Origin of the sequence: Shimia gijangensis (assembly GCF_900142085.1) — a bacterium.
Lineage (GTDB): Bacteria > Pseudomonadota > Alphaproteobacteria > Rhodobacterales > Rhodobacteraceae > Shimia > Shimia gijangensis.
The window spans coordinates 1-2,361 of sequence record NZ_FQZQ01000058.1 but is presented as its reverse complement, the minus strand read 5'-3'; the positions used below and the strand labels follow the sequence as shown (position 1 = coordinate 2,361).

The following is a 2,361-nucleotide window of genomic DNA, read 5'->3' as shown; positions in this document are numbered from 1 at the left end:
GGCGGAATTCGTCCGTCCGTTTCAGTCCCATAGTCAGTCTCCTTTGTTGCAGTAAATGCTATCAAAGGAGCGGCATCAAACCGCGACAGGTCCAACTTGATTAAGTCGGTTCGCTCCTGCGAGAACGGCATGGTTGTGGATTTCTCTTGTAACTGTTGGCTGCATCCAATTCGAAGTGTTGCAGGATTACAATGGGGTCAAATGGCCCCACTTGCTTCCACAATGCTTCCACTTACAATTCTGCGACGCAAATCACCCTCCAAGGAGGACGCTTAACGTATTGATAGTGAAGATATTTTTTGGTTGCGGGAGCCCGCAACCGCCGTTGTCGAACTGTACTGAGTTGTCGTATTTGAGCGCTAACGGCCCACACTAGACCTTGACGACAAGGACCATCGCTGCAGCGCGGCTTCACCAGACCAGCCGTTCGTGCATCGCGCAGCATTTCAATATGCTGAAGGAGCAGTGTGCGGACGAAGCAGACCTTGTGTTTTTGTGCTAAACTTCCTCCAATTGCCGCCTGCCTAACGAAGACGATGGATTTTTCAGATGCAGCCTAACCAAGCACAAGCACTCTATTGGAGTTCTGAAAGTGGACAGAAATGGATTTGGTTCGAAACCGAGCTGGATTTGGTTTTCAGCGCAGTAGATGATGCATTAATCAAGCGCGCAGCGACGCAACCTGGCGAGCGCATATTGGACATCGGTTGCGGTACTGGAGCTACAACGCGAGCCTTTGTACCGCGCGTTGCTCCGAGTGGGAAAATCACCGCGGTGGATATTTCGCCAGCATTTGTTTCCCACGCCCGGGATCGAGCAAAACTCACAGCCGACAACACAGAATTTGTTGTTGCCGATGCTCAAAGCGCCGAAATTTCGGGGGCGCCGTTTGACCTTGTAATTTCGCGTTTTGGCTCAATGTTCTTTGCCGATCCGGTCGAGGCGTTTCGAAATATCCTGAAGCAAATGAAGCCTGCTGGGCGACTAACTATCGCTGCATGGGCCAAGGCCAAAGGCAACCCATGGTTTGAAGCCCCCAAATCAGCGGCCGTCAAGATTCTTGGGCCATTGGATCAGTCTAATCCCAACGCACCCGGACCACTTGGATTTCAGAACGTGGAGCACGTCGTCGGCATTTTGAAAGAGGCTGGCTTCCAAAACGTAGAAGGTGAAACGGCTACAGTCGAACTAGCCCATCCAGGTCCTGTTGAGCGTGTCGCGGCGCTTGCTTCAAACATTGGGCCAGCCGCGAGGATAATTAAAAAATACGACGGGAGCGCCGGGGACATCGAAGCGATAACGGAATTTGTAGTAGCCGATTTTCGCAAATTTGTGGGCAGCGAAGACATCCGCATCCCTGCAAATCTGAACTTTTTCACAGCCCAGAGAGTAGGTTGATGGTCTCCACCTCAACCTTGCGTGTATTAGAACCAGCCCCAAACGTCATTGCGTTCTATGACGGTCGTATCGCTGAAAAAAGGATTGTTTCTCCGGAATGGAACTGGCTTGATGACGCTGCTTACTGTCTTGGCATTGCCAGCTATGCTGTTGTCTGTGGGACTGAGGCTTTGGTTTATGACACCCACATATCAATCGATCACGCCCGGTTTGTACGAAATGAACTGGAACGTCGGGGTGTAACAACGGTTCGGGTCGCGTTGAGCCATCATCATAAAGATCACGTTGCTGGGACTGAAGTTTTTGCCGATTGCGAGATTATTGCCGCAAGGAAAACGGCGGAAATGCTGGCACAGAAAGAGGATAGTTATCGCAAGAGTAATCCATCGATCTCTCCATTGATCAAACCGACGACGGTTTTCGACGGGGATTTGACGCTCAGTATTGGTTCCATCGATGTTGAGCTTCGCCCCTTGGACGTCCACAGCCGAGACGGTGTCGCGCTCCTTCTTCCGAAGTCTCGGGTCTTGTTGGCAGGAGATGCACTGGAGGACAGCGCCACTTACGTGGCCGAACCCGGTCGCCTTGAGATCCATATGGCCGAGCTTGATCGGTTATCTACTTGGGATTTTGCAGCCATCCTACCTTGCCATGGCGACATTAATCGGATTGCGGAAGGTGGGTACAGTAGTGTCTGACGTCAGCGCCTATGGGTCCAATTAGGGTGATTTGATAAGGGAGAGTTTCTGGCTCATCGTAGCCACTGAGGAGTGGAAGATGAGAAAGACTACGAAGAGCCCTGGCGAGAAGATCGTTAAAGATATCAAGCGCGCCACCCGTAAACAGTATTCGGCGGAAGAGAAGATCCGGATCGTCTTGGTTGCCACTTTCGTGTAGATCGTCGTCGTTTCCAGCTTGGCATGCCCCAGCAGCACCTGGATCACCCGGATATCGGTCCCACCC

The 2,361-nt window shown here is 51.8% G+C and carries 2 protein-coding genes and 1 pseudogene; 2 read left to right on the top strand and 1 reads right to left on the bottom strand.

Annotation, left to right across the window (positions count from 1 at the left end):
- Nucleotides 1-549 precede the first annotated feature (549 nt).
- Both BUC32_RS19925 and BUC32_RS19920 read left to right on the top strand, forming a co-directional pair.
- Nucleotides 550-1,398, top strand: a complete 849-nt coding sequence (locus BUC32_RS19925) for a class I SAM-dependent methyltransferase (protein WP_073257368.1) — start codon at nucleotides 550-552, stop codon at nucleotides 1,396-1,398.
- Nucleotides 1,398-2,096: an MBL fold metallo-hydrolase gene (locus tag BUC32_RS19920; protein ID WP_073257365.1), complete on the top strand. Its 699-nt coding sequence runs from the start codon at nucleotides 1,398-1,400 to the stop codon at nucleotides 2,094-2,096. Before BUC32_RS19925 ends, BUC32_RS19920 begins: the two co-directional genes overlap by 1 nt.
- Before the next feature lie 168 nt (nucleotides 2,097-2,264).
- Here BUC32_RS19920 and BUC32_RS20770 read toward each other — a convergent pair.
- Nucleotides 2,265-2,361, bottom strand: a pseudogene (locus tag BUC32_RS20770) (integrase); the annotation flags it as partial.